Annotated in this window: 17 protein-coding genes; 4 read left to right on the top strand and 13 right to left on the bottom strand. The window is 62.4% G+C overall.

Features of this window, described 5'->3' with window-relative positions:
- Positions 1–2 precede the first annotated feature (2 nt).
- From DNK50_RS13950 to DNK50_RS13935, 4 genes are all read right to left on the bottom strand, one after another.
- On the bottom strand, positions 3–1244 hold the full coding sequence (locus DNK50_RS13950; RefSeq protein WP_112194589.1) for a thiolase family protein: 1242 nt from the start codon (positions 1242–1244) through the stop codon (positions 3–5).
- Complete coding sequence (locus DNK50_RS13945) at positions 1241–3115, bottom strand: feruloyl-CoA synthase (protein ID WP_112196939.1); 1875 nt, start codon at positions 3113–3115, stop codon at positions 1241–1243. The genes DNK50_RS13950 and DNK50_RS13945 overlap by 4 nt, the downstream gene beginning before the upstream one ends.
- Positions 3116–3179: 64 nt before the next feature.
- Positions 3180–4628 (bottom strand): aldehyde dehydrogenase, encoded by a 1449-nt coding sequence (locus DNK50_RS13940; RefSeq protein WP_112194587.1) that lies wholly within the window; start codon positions 4626–4628, stop codon positions 3180–3182.
- 76 nt (positions 4629–4704) lie between these two features.
- Entirely contained in the window at positions 4705–5535 is an 831-nt protein-coding gene (locus DNK50_RS13935; protein ID WP_010567568.1) for a p-hydroxycinnamoyl CoA hydratase/lyase, read from the bottom strand.
- A gap of 189 nt (positions 5536–5724) precedes the next feature.
- Here DNK50_RS13935 and DNK50_RS13930 point away from each other — a divergent pair, with 189 nt between their 5' ends.
- Positions 5725–6213: a MarR family winged helix-turn-helix transcriptional regulator gene (locus tag DNK50_RS13930; protein WP_112194585.1), complete on the top strand. Its 489-nt coding sequence runs from the start codon at positions 5725–5727 to the stop codon at positions 6211–6213.
- 9 nt (positions 6214–6222) lie between these two features.
- On the opposite strand, the gene DNK50_RS13925 is transcribed toward DNK50_RS13930, so the two are convergent.
- Positions 6223–7539: an OprD family porin gene (locus DNK50_RS13925; RefSeq protein ID WP_112194583.1), complete on the bottom strand. Its 1317-nt coding sequence runs from the start codon at positions 7537–7539 to the stop codon at positions 6223–6225.
- A gap of 308 nt (positions 7540–7847) precedes the next feature.
- On the opposite strand from DNK50_RS13925, the gene mhpT reads away from it, so the two are divergent.
- Positions 7848–9065 carry a 3-(3-hydroxy-phenyl)propionate transporter MhpT gene (mhpT, locus tag DNK50_RS13920; protein WP_112194582.1) on the top strand — a complete coding sequence of 406 codons (1218 nt, stop codon included), beginning with the start codon at positions 7848–7850 and terminating at the stop codon, positions 9063–9065.
- Here the strand turns inward: mhpT and DNK50_RS13915 are convergent.
- From DNK50_RS13915 to DNK50_RS13905, 3 genes are all read right to left on the bottom strand, one after another.
- Positions 9043–9990 (bottom strand): transporter, encoded by a 948-nt coding sequence (locus tag DNK50_RS13915; protein ID WP_112194580.1) that lies wholly within the window; start codon positions 9988–9990, stop codon positions 9043–9045. The two genes, mhpT and DNK50_RS13915, sit on opposite strands and share 23 nt — an antisense overlap.
- 81 nt (positions 9991–10071) lie before the next feature.
- The gene (locus DNK50_RS13910) at positions 10072–10839 is read right to left on the bottom strand and encodes a coniferyl-alcohol dehydrogenase (RefSeq protein WP_112194578.1); all 768 of its coding nucleotides are present in this window, start codon (positions 10837–10839) and stop codon (positions 10072–10074) included.
- Positions 10840–10888: 49 nt separating this feature from the next.
- Positions 10889–12364 carry a benzaldehyde dehydrogenase gene (locus tag DNK50_RS13905; RefSeq protein WP_112194576.1) on the bottom strand — a complete coding sequence of 492 codons (1476 nt, stop codon included), beginning with the start codon at positions 12362–12364 and terminating at the stop codon, positions 10889–10891.
- A 269-nt stretch (positions 12365–12633) separates the two neighbouring features.
- Here DNK50_RS13905 and DNK50_RS13900 point away from each other — a divergent pair, with 269 nt between their 5' ends.
- Positions 12634–14376, top strand: coding sequence for a sigma-54-dependent Fis family transcriptional regulator (locus DNK50_RS13900; protein ID WP_112194574.1), 1743 nt, complete (start codon positions 12634–12636; stop codon positions 14374–14376).
- 86 nt (positions 14377–14462) lie between these two features.
- Positions 14463–15074 (top strand): TetR/AcrR family transcriptional regulator, encoded by a 612-nt coding sequence (locus tag DNK50_RS13895; protein WP_099585060.1) that lies wholly within the window; start codon positions 14463–14465, stop codon positions 15072–15074.
- Positions 15075–15235: 161 nt separating this feature from the next.
- Here DNK50_RS13895 and DNK50_RS13890 read toward each other — a convergent pair whose 3' ends face one another.
- From DNK50_RS13890 to DNK50_RS29145, 5 genes are all read right to left on the bottom strand, one after another.
- Positions 15236–15724: a DUF3237 domain-containing protein gene (locus DNK50_RS13890; protein WP_099585061.1), complete on the bottom strand. Its 489-nt coding sequence runs from the start codon at positions 15722–15724 to the stop codon at positions 15236–15238.
- A 42-nt stretch (positions 15725–15766) separates the two neighbouring features.
- Positions 15767–16870, bottom strand: coding sequence for a polyamine ABC transporter substrate-binding protein (locus DNK50_RS13885; protein WP_112196938.1), 1104 nt, complete (start codon positions 16868–16870; stop codon positions 15767–15769).
- 39 nt (positions 16871–16909) lie between these two features.
- On the bottom strand, positions 16910–18247 hold the full coding sequence (locus DNK50_RS13880; protein WP_099585062.1) for a hypothetical protein: 1338 nt from the start codon (positions 18245–18247) through the stop codon (positions 16910–16912).
- A 116-nt stretch (positions 18248–18363) separates the two neighbouring features.
- Entirely contained in the window at positions 18364–19626 is a 1263-nt protein-coding gene (locus DNK50_RS13875) for a serine hydrolase (protein WP_112194572.1), read from the bottom strand.
- Positions 19627–19942: 316 nt separating this feature from the next.
- Positions 19943–20509, bottom strand: a complete 567-nt coding sequence (locus DNK50_RS29145) for a hypothetical protein (protein ID WP_244643838.1) — start codon at positions 20507–20509, stop codon at positions 19943–19945.
- Positions 20510–20758: the final 249 nt, after the last annotated feature.

Raw genomic sequence — 20758 nt, 5'->3', positions numbered from 1 at the left:
GTTCAAGCGCGCCAGGCGGGGTTCTCGATCAGCAGCGCCATGCCCTGCCCGCCGCCTACGCACGCGGCGGCAATGCCGTAGCGCAGGTTGTGCCGGCGCAGTTGCCGGGCCAGCGTCATGACCAGACGCAGACCGCTGGCAGCCAAGGGATGCCCCAGCGCAAGTGAGCCGCCCAGGACGTTGAGCCGGGCGCTGTCCAGCTCCAGCTCCTGGGCCACCGCGAGCACTTGGGCGGCCTGGGCTTCGTTGATCTCGACGCGGCCGATTTCGTCCAGGCGCAACCCGCTGCGGTGCAGCAACAGGCGGATCGCCGGGGCCGGGCCGATGCCCATGAACGCCGGGTCCACGCCGACCACTGCGCTGGCCACCAACCGGGCCAGGGCCGGGCGCGTGCAGTCCGAGGCGCGTCCCACCAACGCTGCCGCCGCGCCGTCGACCACCGCACAACTGTTGCCAGCGGTCTGCACGCCATCGGCATGCACGGCGCGCAAACGTGCGAGTGCGTCAAGGTCGGTGGGCCGTGGGTGGCTGTCCTCGGTCACCGCAGCGGCCCGATGGGCCAGGGTGAGGCGCCGGGGTTGGTAACCGTCAAGCTCGAACACCTGGTTATCGACGGGGACGATCTCTTCAACCCAGGCGCCCTCACGCTGGGCCTGCAATGCGCGCTGATGGCTGTCACAGGCGTACCGATCAACCGTCTCGCGGCTCAGGCCATAACGGCGCGCGAGGTTATCGGCGGTGGCAATCATGTCCAGGCCGGGGGCCGGGTCGTAGAGTGCCTCCCACAGAAAATCCTTGAATTGCACCTCGCCCCCCAGGCGAAACCCGCCCCGGTGGGTGTAGGCCGCAATCGGGTTGCGCGACATCGATTCCGCCGCCACGCACAAGGCCAGTTGCACCTCGTCGCGCAGTTGTTCAGCGGCCTGGCGCAGCAGCTCGAAACCGGTGGCGCAGATGCGCTGCACCCCCAGCGCCGGGACCGATTGCGCCACACCGCTGTACAACCCGATGTGCCGTGGCAGCAAGTAGGCATCGAAGCTGGCCTGGGCCATGGAACCCGCCAACACGCTGTCCACCGCCTGCGGATCGATACCGGCCCGGGCCAGCACTTCACGGCCGACCTTGATCCCCAGGTCGATGGGCGACACGTGGGACAGCGCGCCGCCGAGATCGATCCACGGCGTGCGCACCGCCTCGAAAATCGCCGCGTCGGCAAACGCCGAATACTGCCCGGCCCCGCTCAAGGCTTGGGCCCGGCGCGCAGGATCGTTGGATCTTCACCGCGATACAGCGCCTCGACCTTGGCCGCACGCCATTGCAGTACGGCACGCTGGTTGATCGAACCTTTATCGGTGATTTCCCCCCGGTCGATGGATGCCGGCTCGTCGAGCACGGCGATCCATTCCAGGCGACTGGCATTGCCGGTGGCCTCGCGATTCAGGCGCTGCAACCAGTCGCCGAACCATTGGCGCACCGGCGCGCTGGCCAGCACCTCGGCGTCGCTGGCATCAGCGCTCAAGCCCGCCAGACGGCGGCATTCGTAAGCTCTGGGGAACACCAGCGCGCCCAGGCACTCGCGGTCCGGCGCGGCAATCACCAGGTCCTGCACATAGGGCGAGCCTTCGAGCACCGCACGATTGCGCAACGGGCCGACGCTGACAAATACCCCGGACGACAGCTTGAAGTCTTCGGCAATGCGCCCGTCGAACATCAGCCCCAGTTGCGGCTGACGGGGATCGGCAAGCTTGATCGCATCACCGGAACAGTAGAAACCCTGCTCATCGAACACTTCGGCGGTTTGCTCCGGCGCCCGCCAGTAGCCCGGCATGATGTGCGGTCCGCGAAAGCGCCCTTCGAACTTGCCGTCCAGCGGCACCAAAGCCACCTCGCAGCCCGGCGCGGGCAAGCCGATGTAGCCGGCCATGGACAACGGCCCGGTGGTGAAGGTGCAGGACGGCGCGGCTTCGGTCATGCCGAGCCCGGCCATCATGCGGATGCGCTCACCGCAGTGCAGCTCGGAAACCCGGTCGAGGCGGTCCCAGATACTTTGGGACAGGCCCGCCGCGGCGAAGAAGAACAGTTTCATCCGCGCAAAGAACCGTGTGCGCAACTCGGCGTCCTGCTCCAGGGCGCTGACCAGTTCTTCCCAACCCTTGGGCACGGTCAGGTAGGCGGTGGGCGAAATTTCCTTGAGGTTGCGCAAGGTCTCGGCAAACCCCTGGGCCGTCGGCTTGCCGTCGTCGAGGTAAAACGTGCCGCCGTTGTAGAGCACGATGCCGACGTTGTGGCTGCCGCCGAACGTGTGATTCCACGGCAGCCAGTCCACCAGCACCGGCGGTTCCTCACCGAACACCGGAAAGGTCTGCAACAGCATTTGCTGGTTGGCGCAGAGCATGCGCTGGGTGGTGATCACCGCCTTGGGCAGTTTGGTCGAGCCCGAGGTGAAGAGAAACTTGGCGATGCTGTCCGGCCCGGTAGCGTCAAACGCCGCTTGCGCCTCGGCGCCAGCCGGTGTGTTCAGCAAGCTGTCGAAGCTGACCCGAGTGCGCCCGGGCACCTCACCGCGCACCGAGATCAACGGCGTCTCGGCCGGCAATACCGCCTCGATGGCGCGCTGATAGGCAGCCGCATCACTGACAAACACCAGCCCCGGTTGCAGCAGGCCACACACATGCCGCAGCTTGGCGAAATCCTGGGACAGCAGCGAATACGCCGGCGATACCGGGCAATACGGAATACCGGCGTACATCGCGCCCAGCGCCATCTGCAAATGTTCGATGTCGTTACCCGACAACAAGGCCAGCGGCTTGTCCGCCGACAACCCGTAACTCAGCAAACCCTGGGCAATGGAACGCACGCTGTCGAGCATCTCGCGGTAGCTGACGTGGCGCCACTCGCCACCGGCCTGGCGTGCGGCGATAAATGTCTGCTCGGGCCGCAGTTGGGCCCAATGCACCAGGCGGTCGAGCAAGCGCGTGGGCAACTCGGCCAACGGCTCCAGGGAACGCATATGCAACACGCCCTGCTCTTCAGTGACCTGCACCGCTGCGTGGCCGATAGACACTTCGCGGTAGCGCGGCGCGGACGGGGGTTGCGGTCTGAATTCGGAACTCACAAGGGTGTCCTCCATCAAGGCGGATCAACGCCGCCTTGTTTTATTGTTATGTCGCGGTGCCGGCTCAGATCGGGTAGTGCCGTGGCCCGTTCTGCAAGGTCACCCAGCGCAACTGCGTGAAGTGCTCGATGGAGGCCTTGCCGCCAAAACTGCCATAGCCGCTGGACTTGACCCCGCCGAAGGGCATCTGCGCTTCGTCATGCACGGTCGGGCCGTTGATATGGCAAATGCCCGATTCCACCCGCTGTGCCAGGGCCAGGGCGCGGCCGGTGTCACGGCTGAAAATCGCCGCCGACAGGCCGAACTCCGAATCATTGGCCAGGCGCAGCAACGCTTCGTCGCCGTCACCGCGCAGCAGTACCGCCACCGGGCCGAAGGACTCTTCGCGGTACAAACGCATGTCTTCGGTAACGCCATCGATCAGCGTCGGTTGCAGGATGCTGCCGTCCAATTGACCGCCCGCCACTAGCCGTGCGCCCTTGCCCAGCGCATCGTCGATCAGCGCTTTGATGCGTGTACCGGCGCTGGCATCGACCAGAGAACCCAGCACCGAATCCGTCGCCGCCGGATCACCGGCGCGAAGGGACGCCACCTTGGCCGCCAGCTTGGCGACAAAAGCATCGGCAACCTTGGCATCGACAATCAGGCGCTCGGTGGACATGCAGATCTGTCCTTGGTTGAAGTAGGCGCCAAAGGCGGCAGCCTCGACGGCGGCGTCGAGGTCGGCGTCATCCAGCACCAACAACGGCGCCTTGCCGCCCAGCTCCAGCAACGCCGGCTTGAGATGGCGCGCCGAGAGCTCGCCGACGATCCGCCCGACATGGGTCGAACCGGTAAAATTGACCCGCCGTACGGCCGGGTTGGCGATCAGCCGTTCGACGATCGCCGCTGCATCCGCCGGAGCGTTGCTGATGACGTTGACCACGCCATCGCCCAGGCCGGCGTCCTGCAAGACCTGGCCGATCAGGCGGTGCACTGCCGGGCTCAGCTCCGAGGCCTTGAGCACCACGGTATTGCCGCAGGCGAGCGGCATGGCAATGGCGCGGGTGGCGAGGATCACCGGGGCATTCCACGGCGCAATGCCCAGCACCACGCCGCAGGGCTGACGCAGGGCCATGGCGAAGCTGCCGGGCACATCGGAAGGGATGACATCGCCGGTGATCTGGGTGGTCATCGACGCCGCTTCGCGCAGAATGTTGGCCGCCAGGCGCACGTTAAAGCCATACCAGTTGGCCATGGCGCCGGTCTCGCCGGCGGCCGCGATAAATTCATCGCTGCGCGCCTGTAACTGCTCGGCCGCCTTGAGCAACCGGGTACGGCGTTCGTTGGGCGCGAGCGCTGCCCAGGCGGGGAACGCGGCCTGGGCAGCGGCCACGGCGGCGTCGGCATCTTCCAGGGTGGCGGCGGCGACCCGCGAGACCACTTCACCGGTCACCGGGTTGCGACGCTCGAAGGTTCGGCCGTCGCGTGCGGGGCACGACTGGCCGCCAATCAACAGGGGCACGTCCAGCATGGTGATTCCTCTTTATTGTCTTTATCGGGAATACGTTCAAGCAGGGTAAAACGGTGCGGCCCGCAGGCCGCGTCCTTCAGCGTTTATACGCCTGCAGGCCAGGCTTGATGCTCTTGTCGTCGAGGAATTGCTTCATGCCCTGTTCGCGACCGCCTTCGGTGTCGAGCAAGCGCGATTGGTCGAGCTTGGCGTACAGGTAATCCTCGTTCTGCTCCCAGGTCAGTTCGCGGCAGCGCTTGAAGCCATGTTTGGCGGCACGCAGCACCACCGGGTTTTTCTCCAGCAGGTTGCGCGCCAGCTCAATGGTGACTTCACGCAGTTGCGCCAAGGGTACGCTTTCGTTGACCAGGCCCATTTCAGCGGCTTTCTGCCCGCCGAAGGTCTTGCCGGTCATGATGTAGTAAAGCGACTGGCGATGGCCCACGGTGTCGGCCATGGCCTTGCTCACCAGGTTGCCCGGCGGAATGCCCCAGTTGATTTCCGAGAGGCCGAAGGTGGCTTCGTCGGCGCAGATCGCCAGGTCGCACGCCACCAGCGGGCTGAAGCCGCCGCCGAAGCACCAGCCATTGACCATGGCGATGGTCGGCTTGGCGTACATGCGCAGCAGTTTCCACTGCCATTGCGAGGCTTCGCGGCGGATTTTTTCCTGGAGGATCTCCGGGCCGGCGTCCACTTCGCGGAAATATTCCTTGAGGTCCATGCCAGCCGTCCAGGCTTCACCGGCGCCGGTCAGCACCAGCACACCGGCGGCGGGATCCTGTTCCAGGGTTTCCAGCACGTCGATCATTTCCCGGTTGAGGGTCGGGCTCATGGCGTTGCGTTTTTCCGGGCGATTGAGAATGACCCAGGCGATGCCTTCCTCGATCTCAACCTTGACGGTGGTCCAACGGCCTTCGTAATTGCTCATGGCGGTGTGCTCTTGTTCTGGGTTTGAAGATGATTCGAAATTAAACCGCAAATATAGTTATGTCAATTAACTATTAATCAACGTAACCAATATTTAACGGCAGTGAAAAAACCGGCATAGCCACAGCGCGCCAACCCCGGCAAACTAGATAGCCTTCTTAACCGCTACTTTCTGAGGATTGCACTGCCAATGGCCAAGCCTTCCAACATCGCCGCCACCAGCCAGGCCCTGCCCGACAATGACGAGGTACAGCCGCCGCTGGATTCGGCCCTGGACGATCTGATCGGTTATGCCATGCGCCGCGCCCAGCTCAAGCTGTTCCAGAACCTGATCGGCCGACTGTCCGACCACGACCTGCGCCCCGCGCAGTTCTCGGCCCTGGCGATCATCGAGCAGAACCCCGGCCTGATGCAGGCCGACCTCGCCCGCGCCCTGGCCATCGAACCGCCCCAGGTGGTGCCATTGCTGAACAAGCTCGAAAGCCGCGCCCTCGCCGTGCGCGTGCGCTGCAAACCGGACAAGCGCTCTTATGGGATTTTCCTGAGCAAACCGGGCGAAGCCCTGCTCAAGTCCCTCAAGGACATCGCCGCGCAGAGCGACCTCGACGCCACCGCAGCCCTGGACGTCGAGGAACGTGCAGCGCTGCTGCGCTTGCTCAAGAAGGTCTATCAGGACTGATCCCGCGACCTACCACAGCGCCACGGTGTAGAGCACCAGGAAGCGGGTCTGGTTCTCATCGCGAAACGCCGCGCCGCCAGGGAAGTCGTTGCGGTAGATCGATTTGCGCGCCATCAGCCCGACGTTCTTCAGCGGGCCACTCTGGATCACGTAGCCCAACTCCATCTGGAACTCGCGCTCCTTGCGGTCCTCGGCATTGAACGCCGCCAGCTCGATGTTATCGCCGCGCACATAACGCAGCCGCCCCTTCAGCCCCGGCACCCCCGAGGCCACAAAGTCATAGTCGTAGATGGCCTGCCAGGTGCGCTCCTTGGCGTTGAGAAAATCCGAACTCATGGTCAGTTCGCTCATGCCCATCAGCTCGGTGCCGGAGATGTACGGTGTGGCCGTGTCCCCGCTGGAATGCATGTAGCCCAGGCTGACGCGATGCCCACCGAAGCGGTAGCCGAACAGTGCCGAGAGGTTGCGGTTATCTACATTGCCCGCCTTGGCGCTGCCGTCCTCGCGACTGAAAAAACTGCGCAGGTCGCTGGTGAAGACGCCCTCGCCCAGCGGCAGGTTGTGCAGCAACGCCAGGGTGTCCTGTTGGTAGAGGTCCGCCACTTCGGCGTGATAGGCGCGCAGGCTGAGGTCTTTATTGACCTGATAGTCACCGCCGACGTAAGCCAGGTGTGAGGTGGTCGCTGTCGCGTTGAACCGCCGATTGGGCGAGGCGATGGTCATGGCCTGGTAATCGGTGGAGTCGCGCTTGTTGATGCGGTCGATATAGCCGGTATTGAGGGTCAGCCCGTCGATGTCCTTGGAGCTCAACGTGGCGCCACGAAAGGTCTGGGGCAGCAGGCGCGATGGGCTGGCGAAGGCGAATGGCAGGAAGATCGACACGTCACCGGCCTTCACGGTGGTTTGGGCAAACCGCAATTTGGCCGTGGGCGCCAGGCGCGAGTATTCGTCGGCGGCGCGCTTGTCGCCGGCCGACACCGGCAACAGCTCGGTGCCGCTGCGGTCTGGCGACGAGTCGAGCTTGACCCCCATCAGCCCGCGCACATCCAGGCCAAAACCCACGGTGCCAGGGGTGTACCCGGACTCCAGGTTGAGGATGAACGCCTGGGCCCATTCGCGCGCGGCGGTCTTGGCGCCGTCGTCCTTGTAGTCACGGTCCAGGTAGTAGTTGCGCAGCGTCAGGGTGCCATGGCTGTCGTCGATGAACCCCGCCGCCCACAGCGGAGTGGGCAGCACACCGAGCATCAGCAGTGCACTGATCAGGCGTGGAGTGCGATTCGACACACAGCAGGGCGCCGCGACGGCGTCCGTGGGGAGGTTTGGCATGTTCGATGTCCATTTTTTGTTGTTGTTTTTGGGGTGGTACACACTTGGCCCAACGGGCTTGGCGGACAGAGAATGGAAACAGCCGCGGCGCTTCGTCAACCGCCACTGACCGATAATCGAACGTTAATAAACCTACCTATTTTCCTGTTGCCTACCCGCACTCATCCCAAACCGCTGAGTTAGAGGGCTTGCTCCATGATTTCGCGCAGGGGTTCGGCGCCGTTCTTTTTATAGTTATATTTGTTATCTTAATTGCCAGCAGCCGGTCAGGCTCGCCACCACAACAAAAACAACAATGAGGTTTGCCCATGAACAGTCCATCGCGTCGTTCGACGCTGACGATCGCTTTGTGTTTTATCGTTGCGCTGATCGAGGGGTTCGATCTGCAGGCGGCCGGCACCACCGCTGCCGGGCTGCGCCACAGCTTTGCCCTGGATCCGAAAATGCTCGGCTGGGTGTTCAGCGTCGGGATCATTGGCCTGCTGCCGGGGGCATTTTTTGGCGGGTGGATCGCCGACCGCATCGGCCGCAAGAAGATCCTGGTGATCGCGGTGCTGCTGTTCGGGCTGTTCTCCTTGAGCACGGCATTTGTGCAGAGCTACTCAAGCCTGTTGCTGGTGCGCTTCCTGACCGGCCTGGGCTTGGGCGCGGCGCTGCCCAACCTGATTGCGCTGTGTGCTGAAGCGGTGAGCGAGCGCAATCGCGGCACCGCGATCAGTGTCATGTACTGCGGCGTGCCGCTGGGTGGCGCATTGGCCGCCGTGGTGGCGATGTTTTCCAGTGAGCACTGGCAGACCACGTTCATCATCGGCGGCCTTGCGCCTTTGCTGGCCGTGCCGCTGATGATCCTGCTGCTGCCCGAATCCACCGCCTTTCGCCAACAGGTCGACCACACCCAAGGCGCCCGCCCTTCCACGGGCCAGGCGCTGTTCGGCGAGGGTCGCGCCCGTACCACGTTGGCGTTATGGCTCAGTTATTTCTTTACCCTGACCGTGATGTACATGCTGCTTAACTGGCTGCCTTCGTTGTTGCTGGAGCAGGGTTTCAGCAAACCCCAGGCGGGCATGGTGCAGATGCTCTTCAACATTGGCGGCGCCCTCGGCTCACTGCTGGGCGGTGTGCTGCTGGACCGTTGCAATGCGCTCAAAGTGGTGCTGTTCGTGTACGCCGGGTTGCTCGCGGCGTTGGCCGGGGTCGGTTTGTCGGTGGGCATCGTGCCGATGGCCATCGCTGGCTTCGCCGCCGGATTGTTTGTGATGGCGGCGCAATTGGTGCTGTACGCCAGCGCCCCGCCCGCCTACCCCACGGCGGTGCGTGCCACCGGCGTGGGTGCGGCCGTGGCCATCGGCCGACTGGGCTCGGTGGCCGGGCCGCTGGCGGCCGGGCAACTGCTTGCGGCAGGTGCCGGCACCGCCGGCGTGCTGCTGGCGACCTCCCCCGGCGTGGTGATCGCCGCACTGACCATCATCAGCGTGATGGTGCGTGCGGCGCCCCGGAACCTGCCTAGAACTGGTGCAACCAGTTAAGCACCAGCTTGTTGCCCTGAGTGCGGTTCACCGCTTCCTGCTCAAAGTACGCATTCACCGACAGGACATTCTCCTTGTTGAATGCGTACACCAGGCCTGGGCCGATGGCCCAGACCTTTTCCCGCCGCCCACTCACCCCATGCCCGTCCACCTGGGTGTCGGTGATCTGCTTCAACCAATAGCCATTCAAGCCCACGCTCAGTTGCTGGTCGATTGCGTACTGCAGCGTCAGGTTGGCATGCAGCGCCTGCCCGGCCTGGGTGTCGGAAACATCGCCAAAGCTGGCCGACGGTTGGTCATTCTTGCCATTCCACAGGTACATGAACCGCCCGCTCGTCGACCACTTCGGGTTGAACCAGTACGTCGCCGCGTAGTAAGGGTTGAAGGACCAGAAGTTGCTGCCGGGGTTGATCGAGCGCTTGCGGTCATAGGCACCGACCGGAATCGCCACATCGACTTCGACCCGCTGGGTCAGCAGCGGGCTGCCATCGGCGCGGCTCAGGGTCGGCAATTGCAGGAAGGGACCGACGACCACGTCGCCAAAGCCTGCACGGGAACTCAGCGCCGCGTTATTCAAACCATCGTCCACATCCACGTGGGCTAGGGATGTGTTGATCACGGTGAATCCGGGCATCGCACCATTGGCCAGGGGTTGGCCGACATAGATGATCTGCGTGGTAGGCGCCACCACTTCCACGTCCTGCCTGGGCAAGGCCAGCTTGTTGCCGTTGGCATCATTGAAGCGGCTGGCGCGCGAATACGTCAGGTATTCCTCCAGGTACCAACCGGGCCCGGCAGGCGCTGGCGAGCCATCGTAGAAACTGGTGCTGCCCAGGTTGAGTCCGGGCAGGTCGTAAGCGTGTGCAGCGGATGACAGTGCAATAAACGTGATGGCCGCAACCGGCCGCAAGATAGGCTTGAGCATCCTGGATGTCCTGTATTTTTGTTGTTGTTCAAGACCCCCGGCACGGTGGCTCCGCGCCGGGGCATGGCGCTGAAGCGCGCCCTACACGTAGGCGGCCGCCAACCCGCCGTCCACCGGCAGGTTGACCCCATTGACCCAGCGCGCCGCGTCCGAACACAGGAACGTGATCACCGACGCCACCTCATCGGCCAGGGCCGGACGGGTCATGCGCTGGCTGTCCTGGGCCACCCGCTCCGGGCCGAGCATGCTGACGAAATCGCCGAGGATCGGCGTGAACACCGGCCCCGGCGCGACGCAGTTGATGCGCACCGAATGGTCACGAAACCAACCCTGGGATTGCTGCAGGCTCCAGACAATCAGCGCCTCCTTGAAGTATTGATAACAAGTGGCCTGTTCGACCGGATTGGCCGCCAGCCACTGCTGCCCGGCGCTGAAGCTTTCGGTCGCCGCCAGCGCTTTGTGCAACGCCAACCGCTGCGGCCATTGCGCGCCGAGCACCGAGGCCACATTGACGATGCTGCCGCCCTTCGGCATGCGTGGCAGCAGCGCTTGAGTCAGATGGCGCAAGCCCAGGTAATTGACCTCGGCCACCGTTTGCACCGGCGCCGTGCCAGGCACGCCAGCAATGTTGCACAGCGCATCGACCCGCTGCGGCAGACGCGTCACCAGTGCATCGATGCTGGTGGGATCGCTCAGATCAGCATGGAAAAAGCCATCGAGCGTCAACTGTGGTTCATGGCGATCGACGCCGATCACGGTGGCGCCCTGGAAGCGCGCCAAGCGCGCGACCTCCGCACCAATGCCCGAGGCCACGCCGGTCACGATCAGGGTTTTGCGGTACAGGTTCATGTTCAAGCCCTCTTATTGTTTTGTTGTCTAGGCAGGTGTGAGCCGAGGCTCAGAAGGGATAGCGGGGCGGCGAGTTTTTTACGGTGACCCATTGCCACTGGGTGTATTCATCCCAGTCGGCCGGCCCGCCCACGCTGCCGCCATTGCCCGAGGCGCCGCGCCCACCGAAGGGGTTGACGCATTCGTCGGCAACGGTCTGGTCATTGATGTGCAGCAGGCCGCAATCCAGCCGTTCGCCCATGGCCATGGCACGCCCTACCGAGGGCGAAATGATCGCGGCCGAGAGGCCGTACTCCGTGCGGTTGGCCAGTTCGATGGCCTCCTCGTCCGTGGCAAAACTGACCACCGTGGCCACCGGGCCGAACACTTCGTCCTCAAAGGCGCGCATGCCCGGCCGTACGCCACTGAGCACCGTGGGCTGGTAGAACAGCCGGTCATATTCGCCACCGGCCTCAAGCCGTGCGCCTGCCTGCAGGCTGTCGCTGACAATCTCGTGCACGCGCTGCAGTTGGCGCTGGTTGATCAATGGGCCGAGTGCGGCCTCGCCCCGGGCGGCGTTGCCCACGGTGAGTGCCCGGGCCTTGTCCACCAGCTTGCGGGTAAGGCTGGCGGCGATGGACTCATGGACCAGAATCAACCCGGTGGCCATGCAGATCTGCCCCTGATGCAGCCACGCGCCCCACGCGGCATTGCTGGCGGCCAGGTCGAGGTCGGCGTCTTCGAGAATGATCAACGGGTTCTTGCCGCCCAGTTCCAGCGCGACTTTTTTCAGGTGCCGCCCGGCTGTCTCAGCCACTTTGCGCCCTGCCGCCGTAGAGCCGGTGAAGGCGATCATGCGTACATTGGGGTCGCGGCACAGCGCCTCACCGGCCAGCGCGTCGCCGGGCAATACGTGCAGCAGGCCCTTGGGCAAGCCCGCTTCCTCGAAGAGTCGGGCGATGAGAAAACCACCGCTGACCGGCGTCTGCGGGTCGGGCTTGAGCACCACCGCATTGCCTGCCGCCAGGGCCGGCGCCACCGAGCGCAACGACAGGATCAGCGGGAAATTGAACGGCGAAATCACCCCGACTACGCCGTGGGGCTGACGCCGCGCATAGGACAAGCGCCCCGCCTCGCTGGGCAGCACCAGCCCGTGAGGTTGGGACAACAGGCCCGCCGCCTGATGCAGCAACACGATCGCCTCGCGCACTTCGTGTTCGCCCTTGAACAAGGCGCCCCCGGTTTCCCGCGCAACGTACAGCGCCAGCTCGGCGAAGGACTGCTGCGCCACGTCCGCCGCCTTGCGAAACACCTCGGCGCGCTCCCGCGGACCGAGGGCGGCCCAGGCTGACTGGGCCAAGGCCGCGCTGCGACTGGCCACGGCAACATCGGCCGGGCTGGCCATGGCGCAGCGCATCAGCGGTTCGCCGGTGGCGGGTTCGATCACAGGGATCACGGCGCCCGAAGCGGGGATCCAATCGCCGTTGAACAGGCATTCGGACGCAAGGGCCCGCTGTAACAGGTGGGTGGTTTCAGACACTGACATGGCAACTCCCGGTTCTTGTAATTGTCATCGCCTGCACAAGTGCAAACGCCGCATCTGGGCTTGAGCAAAGGCTGTGCCGCTTGCGCACGGCGGCGCTGACATAAACCATCGAGGGCTCTGGGCCGGGGCTTTTCGCACAAAGCTTATTCACCGGCCGCCGGTTGGCGGCAAAAACCGGGGTGCTGGCACTTGTTCAATTGATAAGGTTATGTTTAGTAACTATCTGAGCAGTTACTCATTTCGTTCAATCGCTTTGCAGGGGCATAACAATGACTAATCCCCACAGCACGCCAGCCGATGCGCCCTACCATCCACGGGGCGACAGCCGCCAACTCAGCGACAGCAGCTCGCCGACGCCTGCGGAACTGACCGACTGCCTGTTCTTCTCTCCCGAAGACGGGCGGATCTGGCTCAACGACCAACGCATGCTGCTGCTGCACAGTTCCTCGTTCGGCGCCCTGCGCAGGGAAGTCATCGAGCGCCTGGGCCTGGAGCAGGCGCGTGGCCTGTTCACCCGTACCGGCTACGCCTCCGGTGCGCGGGACGCCAGGCTGATCCGCGAGCGCTGGCCACACGCCGATGCGGCGGCCGTGTTCCGCGCCGGCACGCATCTGCATACCTTGGAGGGCATGACCAAGGTCGAGCCGCTGCACTTCAAGTTCGACGCCGACTCGGGCTTTTATGAAGGCGAGTTTCTCTGGCACCACTCCTGCGAGGCCGATGAGCACGTGGGCGCGTACGGCATCGGGCAGGACCCGGTGTGCTGGACAGAAACCGGCTATGCCATCGGTTTTGTCAGTGGCCTGTTCGGGCAACTGGTGATTTTTCGTGAAGTGGAATGCCGAGGCATGGGCCACAGCAGTTGCCGGGTGGTGGGCAAGACAGCCGAACAATGGGGTGACGTCGAGCAGGACCTGCGTTACCTCAACGTGTCCTCAGCCATCACCCACACCGCCGCCGCCCCCGCACGCCACAGCCCGGTCGACCGCATTGCCGACTCCAGCCCGTCTCAACCCATGGTGGGCGCCAGCGCGGCGTTCAACGCTGCGATGCAGGCCCTGCAACGCGTTGCGCTGACGCCCGCCACCGTGCTGATCAGCGGTGAGTCCGGCGTGGGCAAGGAAATGTTCGCACGCCAGTTGCACCAGCTCAGCCGTCGCCACGATGGCCCGTTCGTGGCGCTCAATTGCGCGGCCATCCCGGACAACCTGATCGAAGCTGAACTCTTCGGTGTGGAACGCGGTGCGTACACCGGTGCCACCCACTCTCGCCCAGGGCGTTTTGAACGGGCGCAGGGTGGCACGCTGTTTCTGGATGAAATCACCTGTCTCAGCCTGGCCGGGCAAAGCAAACTGCTGCGGGCGTTGCAGGAGCGCGAGATCGAACGGGTCGGCGGCGTGCAGGGCATCAAGGTGGATGTGCGAGTGGTAGCGGCCACCAATATCGACCTGCGCAAAGCGGTGGCTGAAGGCACGTTTCGCGAAGATCTGTTCTATCGGCTGAATGTCTACCCCATCGCCCTGCCGCCCTTGCGTGAACGCCGCGATGATATCCCGCTGTTGATCAACGCATTCCTCACCCGCTTCTGCCAGGAATACGCCCGTACGCCCGTGGGCCTGACCATGCGCGCCCTGAAAGTGCTGCTGCGCTACGACTTCGCGGGCAATGTGCGCGAGCTGCAAAACCTGATCGAGCGCGGCCTGATCGCCAGCGACGAAGGCCAGGCCATTGATCTGGTACACCTGTTTCGCAATGAGCCGATGCCGGCGGACCCTTACGGCCTGGACGACCATGGCAGCCTGTCCAACACCGCGCCCTCGCAGCGCCCTGCACTGCTGGACACTCTCGGCCAGTTGGACCAGGGGTTTTCCATCGAAGGCCTTGAATCACGCCTGATCACCGAAGCGCTGCAACAGAACGCCGGCAACCTGGCGGCGGCGGCGAGGCTTGTGGGGCTTAGCCGCGCTCAATTTGCCTATCGGTTGAAGAAGCATCAGCGGCAAACCTCTTGAACGGTAATTAGTGCTTTAAAAGCTTTACCCAATTAAGTATTTTGCAGGCATATCGAGCCCCCTTTGAATCGTGACCAGGAGCACCCGTGACCGGACTGCGTGAACGTCAGAAAGCCGAGCGCCGGCAAGCCATCAGCCAGGCGGCCATCGAACTGTTTGAGCGCCAGGGTTTCCAGAACACCACCATCGAGCAGATCGCCAGCCAGGCTGGCGTGTCGGCGCCCACGGTGTTCAAGTATTTCGGCAATAAGCAGGAGATCATCCTGGAAATCCTGCACCACGCCGACCAGCGCGCAATCACCGACACTCGCAGCCTGATCCATGACTTCGAGGATCCGGTCGATGCGCTGTGCCACCTGGAACGGCTGCTGACGGGCTACGCACTGGAAGTCATGCACCCCAGCCTCTGGCGAGAATTGCTGCCGCTGATCCTGTTCGGCGGCACCAACGCATTACCCGCCGGCTACCGCGCCATGAACGATGCGCTCAGGGCCGAGATCAGCCAACTGCTGCGCGAACTGCAACTGGCCGGCAAGCTGCGCCCGCAACTCGATGTGGAACTGGCGGCGTTCCTGTTGAACGACTATTCACATTTGCAGCTGTTCAGGCTGGTGAATCAGGAGCAACCGGACATTGACGCGCACTCGCTGCAGGTCAGGCGTATTACTGAGCTGTTGTTCTATGGCATGCAGGCTTGAATCCATGGCCGACCTGGCAGCATGGCGGATTGACTGACACCCTGGGATCGGCTGTGTCGCCGACGCAGCCTCGCTTACGCTCGACAGCTACGACGGAGGGGCAGTTACGCGTGATCATAGTGAGGATAGTCGTCTGTCAGGCCGTCACGGGAGCAAAGGTCTCAGTAAAACCGATAACAACGAATCACTACTTGGTCGACACTGGGGTAATGCACCAGGCCGATAAAACTGGAACGCCCAAGCCAATCCAATCGTCCCTTGGGCACCTGGAACACCGGCGTGCAGGTGCAGCGGTATTCCGCCTCCGGAATCGGCCACTGCCCCTCACGTTCCAGTTGGCGCCCGTACTCAGTCATGTTCAGAACACCCCGGTTCCGCAGGTTGATCAACTCGCCCTGGTCGGTTTTGAGGCTGTAGCGCGCATCCAGCTGACCGACGCCATCCGGGCGCAAGACAAACAAGTCTTCGCCGCCCGCCAGGACTTGGCCTCTGACACCGACCCCGTCGAAATCACCGCCCACAATCGGGTAGTTGCAGCGCACGCCTTCAACGCTGTCACCCAGCATCACGCCAGGCCCTATCGCCACGCGCAACGTCAGCACGCGCTGCAGGTTGGGCGCGATATCCAGCAAGTCCAAATGTTCACTCATGGCACCCTCCAGGCCCGGCGCGCACACACCGGGCCACACTGATCAGCGGTTGGTCTTGATGTTGGTCCAGGTGCGAGTACGAATGCGCTCGATCGCGGCTGGAATCGGTTCAAGCGCGAACAGCGTCTTGCGCGCCTCCTCCGGCACGTACATGTTGGGGTTGTTGCGGATATTCGCGTCCACCAGTGCGGTAGCGTCCTTGTTCGGGTTGGGATAGCCGATCTTGTTGCTGATGCGGGCAATCACTTCCGGGCGCAGGATGTAATTGATGAACGCGTGGGCCTCAGCGACGTCGGGAGCATTGGCCGGAATCATCATCACGTCCGACCACATCGGCGCACCTTCCTTGGGCAGTGCCATCTCGACCTTGACGCCTTTGCCGGCGGCATCCGCCAATTGCTTGGCCAGCGCGACGCCGCCGGACCAGCCCACGCCCACACAGATATCACCGTTGGCCAGGTCCATGCCGTAGCGCGACGAGTTGAAGTAGGTGATGTAGGGACGGATTTTCATCATCACCGCCTGGGCCAGCGGATAGTCCTCGCGTTTCTGGCTGTTGGGGTCCAGGCCCTGATAGTGCAAGGCGATAGGCACGATCTCGTTGCCCGCGTCGAGAAAACCCACGCCACAACTGGCGAGTTTGGCGAGGTTCTCTTCCTTGAAGATGACGGCCCAGGTGTCCATTTTGACGTCGGGGCCAAGGGCTTTGCGCACCTTGTCGACGTTGTAGCCGATCAGCGTGGTACCCCACAGGTACGGCGCGGCGTAACGATTGCCTGTGTCACCCACGGCTTCCAGGGACTGCATGAACTGCGGGTCCAGGTGTTGCCAGTTCGGTAACTGCTTGCGGTCCAAGGGCTGGACGGCGCCAGCGGTGATCAGGTGCCCGAGATTCGCGGTGCCGGGGAACACCACGTCATACCCGGAATTGCCCGTCAGCAGCTTGGACTCCATGGTTTCGGCACTGTCAAACACGTCGTAAATCGGGCGAATGCCAGTGTCTTCCTGGAAGCTCTTGAGCACTTCCGGCGGCAGGTATTCGATCCAGTTGTAGATCCGTACGGTTCGTTCTTCAGCCACGCAAACGCCACTGATCAGCAATGAGGCAACCGTACCCAGCAAGGTGTGACGCAAAAACCTGTTCATGATGAAACACTCCAGCGCGGCCACGATGGCTCGCGGCACTTAATAGCGATAGGTGAAATACATTTCCAGCGCACTGAATGTCTGGTCATCGCCAAAGACCTGCTTGGCAGCGGCCAGTGGCTTGACCCAGTTATAGGACAGCGACGTATAGAACGACGGCGTGGGCGTCCAGTCGACAAATACCACGCTCTCATCGGCAAAACGCCGCTCACTGACTGCGGCGCCCAGGTAGTTTTTCTCGTCCAGCCAGAACTGGTAGTGAATCGTGCCGAGGGTCACGGTATCGCTGAGGTGGGTCTTGAGCGAGAACTGCTGGACCTTTTCGTTGCTGTTGAACAGCAGGTAATTGCCGACCACGTCGCCGACGAGCCACGTGCCCCAGTCGAGAAAACCTTTGCTCAGTGGGTCCCAGGCTTTCTGGCGGTTGTCGGTGAGGTTGTCATCCCCGGAAAAGCTCGCGTAGCGATAACCGATGATCGGTGTCAGCGGCAGCGTGCTGAAGGCGTAGTCGGCCTGGGCATACCAGGCGTTGGCAGCGTAATCGGCACCCTCGCCGCTGCCACGCTCCACGGCGTACTCGGCGTTGAGCGTCAGTGCTTGCACACCGGGCACCTTGGCGTTGAGCGCTCGCACGTTGTAGACCTGCATCCCGTCACGAAGACGCGGGAACGTGCTGCCTTTTGGCCCCAAGGCATGGACCTTCATGGCCATCGCCCCTAGGGTTACCTGGTCATCGAGGTTGTAATCGAGGTTGACGCCGGTCATGCGGAAGTCGCCCAAATCGTCGTCGGTGCGCAAGGTAAATGCCTGGGATTTGAATGCGCCATGGTTCCAGGCCAGGATCGCCGAATCCTTGAACGCGGTGCGAGGCCCCAGCCAGTAGGCGGCGTCCTTGTACTGGTCGAGGTTGCCGTCCATGACGATGAACCCCGTACCGATCATGTAGTTCTGGCGGCCTGCGGTGAGCGTCCATTCGCCGGTTCGAACACCCGCGTAGAGTTCTTCGACGGCGGCCTTGCCGTCGGAGCTGCGGGTGAAGCCGCCCGCGTCGCCGTCGCCGAAGGTGCTGGCCGCCACCAGGGAGCCGCCCGCCAGCAGGCTGAAGTCGGGTTGCAGCGCATAATCAAGCTTGACGCCGGGTTTGACGTAGAGCTCTTGCCAGTTGATGTTGGCGCCGCCATTTTTACCGCTGCGGGCATCAACCTGGCCACTGCCGAAGTTGACGCCACGGGTAAACAGCGTGCCACCGCCCGCCGTGAGATTGACTTCACCCTTGAGATTGCCGTCCTCAAAGGTGTAGCCCGCCAGCGCGACGTGGGTGGTCAAGGGTAAGCCGACCGCTAAGAGCGCCCGGGAAAAACGCTTGGTGAAAACCATAAGAAGCTCCTGTGGAATTATTGTTGTTACAGGGCAGTCAATGGCGACGCAGCGCGCCGCCAACACCTGGGCGGGCCAGGTGAATAGAACGCAAGACTCTTATTGTTTGGCGAGTTTCAGTGGTTCAGGTGGGCGGCAATGGCGCGCAGCATGCGCACGCTGTCGGCATCGAACGGGCCGACCGCCTCCGCCAGGGAGGATTGCTTGACGATCACCACGCCGGAGGGCTTGTCGATGAACAAGTACTGGCCGTGAATTCCGCCGGCCATCAGCGCTTGGCTGTGGTCGTTGAACACGTACCACTGGCTGCGATAGGACGCTCCCGGCGTCCAGCTGGAAAACTCGTCATTCTGCGCATAGATCGCCGGATCGGCGCCGGCAGCGATTCGGGCCACGGTGTCAGGCGACAGCAACTCAAGACCGTCGTGACGGCCATCGTTGGCCAGTAACCGACCGAAACGCGCCATGTCTCTCAACGTGGCGCTGAAGCCCGCCCCCGCCACATTGCGTCCCCAGGCATCGGCCATGAAATAACCATCACGGTCGCACCCCAAGCGCTTCCAGATCGCCTCCAGCATCTGACTGCAGGCCTTGCCCGAGGCACGTTCCATGACCCAGGCGAGGGCCTCGGTGGTCGCGGTCACATAGTGGAAAAACCCACCGTGGCTGCCGCGCTTCTTGAGGGACGGCAAGTACTGATACAGGGATTCGAACTGTGCGTAAGTCGCAGGCGCCGGCTGAAAACCGCAGGCGTAACCGTACTGCGAACTCTCTGAGTTGGGATCGTCATAGACCTCGCTGTAGTCGATGCCTACCGCCATGTCGAACAACTGGCGCACGGTGGCATCGCCAAACGCGCTGCCCGCCAGTTCGGGGACGTAGTACGCAGCGGGCAACTCGGGCCTGAGTACACCCTCGGTGACCAGTTGCTCGCCCAAGGTGCCGATTAGCGACTTGGTCACCGAGAACATGATGTGTCGATCACAGGCGCGCTGCCCGTTGAAGTAACGCTCGAACAGCACCGTGTCGCCCTGCATCACCAAAAAGGCGTCGGTCTGGCTGGCGACAAGGTGATCGATAACGCTGATGCTCAGCCCACATTCACTGTCAAAGCACAGCGATTCCAGGGCTTTGGGCGCGTCCTTGAGCGTACCCACGGGACCTGGGCCTGCCGCGACATCAATGGAGGGCCGCAGCCGCGCCAGGTTACGGAACCCCCACTGGTTGAAGGGCGCACGCATCCAGTTGTGCCACGTCACCCGGTGTTTCAGTTCGGCAGGAAAGCCCTGCATCAGTGAGGGGGCAACGCCTGTTGCCAATGACGATTCGTTTGCCTCGACGTAAAGAGTCGCTAGCGAGGACGCGATTGTTTGACTCATCGGGATAACCCTGAAGATGACTCTGCATGACAGCAGATGCCCAGGAATAATTATCCGATAATTTATTTTAGTCAATAAAACTTTTTACGAGGTAATCTGAATTTCACAGGACATCGAGCTACCGCGCTATCACCAGCCAGAGCAGGCATGAACGATTAGCCAAGCCTCATAATTTTACCGACACGTGAGGTTTGAGATAGCCAGAGGACAAACAACGCCAGCCTGGGCTTCAGCGGTTTATCGCAGAAACGAAAAAAGACGCCGTAGCGTCTTTTTCAGTGTGCCCTCATCTGGCGTAAATCGCGCCCTGAAGAAATCATTGCCTGGCTTGGCGAATCACAAGCTGCGTCAGACGGCTCTTGACTCGGAAGCAGAACTCACGAATTTGAAATTGATAAGCCGGCATCACCATATCGTTAATATCCGGGCTTATGGAGTCTTTGATTTCCATGTATTTACCCGTCTTGCTGGCGATTGCCTGGTATTCCGCCTCGTATTTATTGTACGACGCCTTGTTGTAAACCTTCAAAACATCGAGCTCTTTGCGGCATTGCTCAGCGCTATAGATGTTTGAGCTCGCTTCTGGTTCTGGCTGAGTCGTATGGGGCGAGACAGCGACCGGGGCCGCAGCAGCGGCAGACTCATACCGCACCGAATAACCCTCAGATGGGTTTGCGGCTGCAGGGGTGGAGACTTCAGCTGGTGATTGCTGGACGACGACAGGTTCTGGAGTCACTCCAGGTTTTTCTGGAGTTTTCGTAGCGCATCCAGAGAGGGCGAGCCCTACCGATACAACGATGCCACAAATTTTATTCATCGGTTTCACCAAGGGGTAATTATGGTTGGCTGAGTCATTACGTTCGGGGTAAAGGTAAGAACTCATTCAATGATCGAGGGTAAAGTTTCTACCAGCCTCAAGGCACTCAGCCTCTCTTCCTTGAGTGCGCAGCTAACCGATAATAGTAAAAAAACAACGACATGACGAGTAAAAGCTTGTCAAAAACGCCACAAGTACAATGGGACAATTGCTGCGGGTGCCGCGCATCTTGAGGCGAAACCATGAGCGACGCCTGAAACTCCAACTATCAAAATTGGCATCACCTGGTGTGCCTCATTGAGCGGCTGTGCCTTG

Origin of the sequence: Pseudomonas sp. LG1E9, from assembly GCF_003290225.1 — a bacterium.
Classification (GTDB): Bacteria; Pseudomonadota; Gammaproteobacteria; order Pseudomonadales; family Pseudomonadaceae; genus Aquipseudomonas; species Aquipseudomonas cyclaminis.
The sequence above is the reverse complement of the archived record's forward strand: the minus strand, read 5'-3'. Positions and strand labels throughout refer to the sequence as shown.

Bases quoted from the DNA above. Each gene is read 5' to 3' on its own strand.
- DNK50_RS13940 (WP_112194587.1), bottom strand. From the start codon at position 4,628: ATGCTGGACGTGCCCCTGTTGATTGGCGGCCAGTCGTGCCCCGCACGC.
- DNK50_RS13935 (WP_010567568.1), bottom strand. From the start codon at position 5,535: ATGAGCAATTACGAAGGCCGTTGGACCACCGTCAAGGTTGAGATCGAG.
- DNK50_RS13930 (WP_112194585.1), top strand. From the start codon at position 5,725: ATGGCCAAGCCTTCCAACATCGCCGCCACCAGCCAGGCCCTGCCCGAC.
- DNK50_RS13925 (WP_112194583.1), bottom strand. From the start codon at position 7,539: ATGCCAAACCTCCCCACGGACGCCGTCGCGGCGCCCTGCTGTGTGTCG.
- mhpT (WP_112194582.1), top strand. From the start codon at position 7,848: ATGAACAGTCCATCGCGTCGTTCGACGCTGACGATCGCTTTGTGTTTT.
- DNK50_RS13915 (WP_112194580.1), bottom strand. From the start codon at position 9,990: ATGCTCAAGCCTATCTTGCGGCCGGTTGCGGCCATCACGTTTATTGCA.
- DNK50_RS13910 (WP_112194578.1), bottom strand. From the start codon at position 10,839: ATGAACCTGTACCGCAAAACCCTGATCGTGACCGGCGTGGCCTCGGGC.
- DNK50_RS13905 (WP_112194576.1), bottom strand. From the start codon at position 12,364: ATGTCAGTGTCTGAAACCACCCACCTGTTACAGCGGGCCCTTGCGTCC.
- DNK50_RS13900 (WP_112194574.1), top strand. From the start codon at position 12,634: ATGACTAATCCCCACAGCACGCCAGCCGATGCGCCCTACCATCCACGG.
- DNK50_RS13890 (WP_099585061.1), bottom strand. From the start codon at position 15,724: ATGAGTGAACATTTGGACTTGCTGGATATCGCGCCCAACCTGCAGCGC.
- DNK50_RS13885 (WP_112196938.1), bottom strand. From the start codon at position 16,870: ATGAACAGGTTTTTGCGTCACACCTTGCTGGGTACGGTTGCCTCATTG.
- DNK50_RS13880 (WP_099585062.1), bottom strand. From the start codon at position 18,247: ATGGTTTTCACCAAGCGTTTTTCCCGGGCGCTCTTAGCGGTCGGCTTA.
- DNK50_RS13875 (WP_112194572.1), bottom strand. From the start codon at position 19,626: ATGAGTCAAACAATCGCGTCCTCGCTAGCGACTCTTTACGTCGAGGCA.
- DNK50_RS29145 (WP_244643838.1), bottom strand. From the start codon at position 20,509: ATGAGTTCTTACCTTTACCCCGAACGTAATGACTCAGCCAACCATAAT.